This window comes from Micromonospora sp. LOL_025 (genome assembly GCF_048060285.1).
Lineage (GTDB): Bacteria > Actinomycetota > Actinomycetes > Mycobacteriales > Micromonosporaceae > Micromonospora.
On the sequence record NZ_JBHMIR010000083.1, the window covers coordinates 1 to 2,943 of the forward strand.

The following is a 2,943-nucleotide window of genomic DNA, read 5'->3' on the forward strand; positions in this document are numbered from 1 at the left end:
AGGAAGTTCGTCAGGTTGTCGTGGGTCAGCACGACGCCCTTCGGCGTGCCTGTGGAACCGGACGTGTAGATCACGAACGCCGGCCGGGAGGCGTCCACCACCGGCAGCTCGATCGCCTCGGCCGCCTCCACGGCGGGCCAGTCGTCGTCCAGGGCGACCACCCGTACGCCGTCCGGCCGGGGGATGCGTGCGGCGACCTCGCCGACGGTGAGCACGACCCGTGCGCCGTGGTCAGCCAGGAGCATCCGCATCCGCTCCGCCGGCCACGACACGTCCATCGGCGTGTACGCCGCCCCGGCCCGCAGCACCGCCAGGGTGGCGACGAGGGTCCGCATGCTGCGGTCCAGCGCCAGTGACACCACGTCCCCGACGCCGACACCGGCCGAGCGCAGGTAGCGGGCCAGCAGCTCCGATCGGCGTGCCAGCTCCGCGTACGTGACAACCTCGCCGTCGGCGACGCCCGCGACCGCGTCCGGCGTCCGGCGTGCCCACCGCAACACCAGTTCGTGCAGCGGCTCGTCCGGCACCGGGCGGACCGGGCCCCGGCCCCACGCGAGCAGCCGCTCCCGCTCGGCCGTGCCCAACAACGGCAGCCCGGACAACGGGGTCCCGGGTTCCCGCACGCCGGCCGACACCAGCGTGGCCGTCTGGTCCAGCAGGCCCCGCACCCAGTCCACGGAGAAGCCCTCCGCCGCGTGGTCCACCCGCAGCCCGGACCCGTCCGAGGCCACGCTCACCACCAGGTCGACGCCCACCGTCTCGGGGCCCACGGCGGCCACCGGGCCGTCGACCAGGGCCACCGCCACCGGACCCACCACGCCGGCGCCCGCCACCGGCGCGGTCCACGCCGCAGCCACCCGGCCCACCAGCTCACCGAACGCCGGATCGTCCGCCACCCCGACCCGCAGCACCGATCCACCCGAGGGCAGGCCGAGCGCCACCTCCTCCTGACCGGTGTGCCGGGCCAGCACCCCGACGAGGCCCGCCAGCACCACCAGCCCGGCCGGCCCCGGGCCGGCCGGGCCGGGCAGTTCCAGCGTCCGCAGTTGCGACGCCGCCCGGGCCGGCCACACCAGCGGCCGCCGCAGGTCACCCATCAGGTCGAGGGCCTCGTGGTCGGCACCGGGCCCGGCGACACCCGTGGTCGGGGCCCGACCACCGACGAACCCGACGGACATGGGTCAACCTCCGATCAGGACCGCGCCACCCGCAGGGGGTACGGCCGGGTCACGAAATCCGGGAACCGGTGGGCGCGCCCACGGCGTGAGGAGTACGGGTGCGGGTTCAGCCGGTGGCGGCGGCCGGGGCGGGCCCCGTCTCGAGGAAGCGCAGCATGTGCGCGCCCAGCTCCTCGGCGAGGGTGAACGGGATCAGGTCGGTGCGGATGGTGATGCGCAGCAGGGCGTCGGTGTCCCGGGGGATCGCCTCGACCGTCAGCCCGCTCATCACCTCCCGCGCGTACGGCTCGACGACCTCCTCGGTCCGGCAGCCGGGCAGTTCCAGCGGAAGGACCACGTTGTCCTGGTAGGCGAAGCCGGGGATGCTGGCGACCACCTCGCCGGGCAGGCCGACGGCCGGGTCGGCGGCGGTCTCCGAGAAGGGGATGTCCTGGGCGGCCATCAGCTCGTCGACGGTCTGCTGGACGTGCCGGAGCAGGTCCGTCTCCGGCCGGAACCGGACCCGGACGCAGTTCGAGTTGATCCGGGTGGTGAAGGCGGAGTCGAGGATGCGGCTGCCGCGCCTGGCCACGATCATCAGCAGGCCGATGTCGTCCTGCTGGTGGATGGCGCGCAGCGCGGAGGCGTACGCGGCGACGAAGTAGCTGGAGCGGCTGAACCGGCGTTCCCGGGCGGCCCGGTCCCAGCGCCGCATGACCTCGCCGGGAACGGTGACGATGTGTCCGGCCTTGGGGCCCCAGGCCAGCGCCTGCTCCAGGGGCGCCTGAGGTGCGCCCCGGCCCTGGCGGGGCAGCCCGCGCAGTTGTTCGCGCCAGTAGGTCCGCTGCGCGTCGAGGTCGGCGGCGTCGCGCAGCCGGGTGTACTCCTCGTACGACTGGCGCAGCGTCGGCGCCGGCCGCGCCCACACGGGGGCCGCGCCCGACAGCCGGGCGGCGTAGGCGTGGCTGAGGTCCCGCACGAGCAGTGCGTGGGACCAGCCGTCGAAGGCGATGTGGTGGATGCCCACGCCGAACAGGACCCGCCCGGTGGACTTCTCCCGGATCAGGGCGGCCCGCCAGTTGCGGCCCTGGGTGTAGTCGAGTGGCTGCTGCACGGCCTCGGCGAGCTGGTCGAGGGCTTCCTGCTCGCTGGTGGCGTCGGTGAGCAGTCGCAGCTGCGGCATGCCCGGGTTCGGCGGGACGAGCGCGACCGGCGGTTCGACGCGGCGGTAGCGGGCGTGCAGGGCCTCGTGCCGGCGGTGCACGTCGCCGAGCGCCGCCATCAGCGCCCGCAGGTCCAGCTCACCCTCGATCCACCAGGTGGTCGGGCAGACCAGTTCGAAGGGGAGCCAGACGCACTTGGCGACCGACAGGGTCAGCGGGACGGGCTTCGACGGGCCGGGGCGACCGGTGGCGGGCGCCTCCGGTTCGGCCTGAGGGCGTCGGGGCGCGGTGGTGAGCCACTGGGCCAGGCCCTGCGGTGTGGGGGTGCGGTGGATCTGCGAGACGGGCACGACGACGTCGGCCGCCTCGTCGATGCCCGCCGCCACCGCCGCCGACTGCAGGGACGTGCCGCCCAGGTGGAAGAAGCCGTCGCGCGCGCCGACCCGGTCCAGCCCGAGCACCGTCGCGAACACCCCCGCGACGAGGCGTTCGGAGTCGGTGGCCGGCTCGGTGTACGGCACGTCGAGGTCGGGGCGTTGCGCGTCGGGTGCGGGTAGCGCCCGTCTGTCGATCTTTCCGGTGCCGCCGACGGGGAACCGGTCGAGGACCATGATCACGGCGGG

2 protein-coding genes are annotated in these 2,943 nt (G+C 74.8%); both read right to left on the reverse strand.

The annotated features are described in order from the left end of the window. The coding region (locus tag ACFHW0_RS31545) for an AMP-binding protein (protein ID WP_416613273.1) at positions 1-1,178 on the reverse strand (1,178 nt) is incomplete at its 3' end. 106 nt (positions 1,179-1,284) lie between these two features. Then, a partial coding sequence (locus ACFHW0_RS31550; protein WP_416613274.1) for a condensation domain-containing protein occupies positions 1,285-2,943 on the reverse strand: 1,659 nt, incomplete at its 5' end.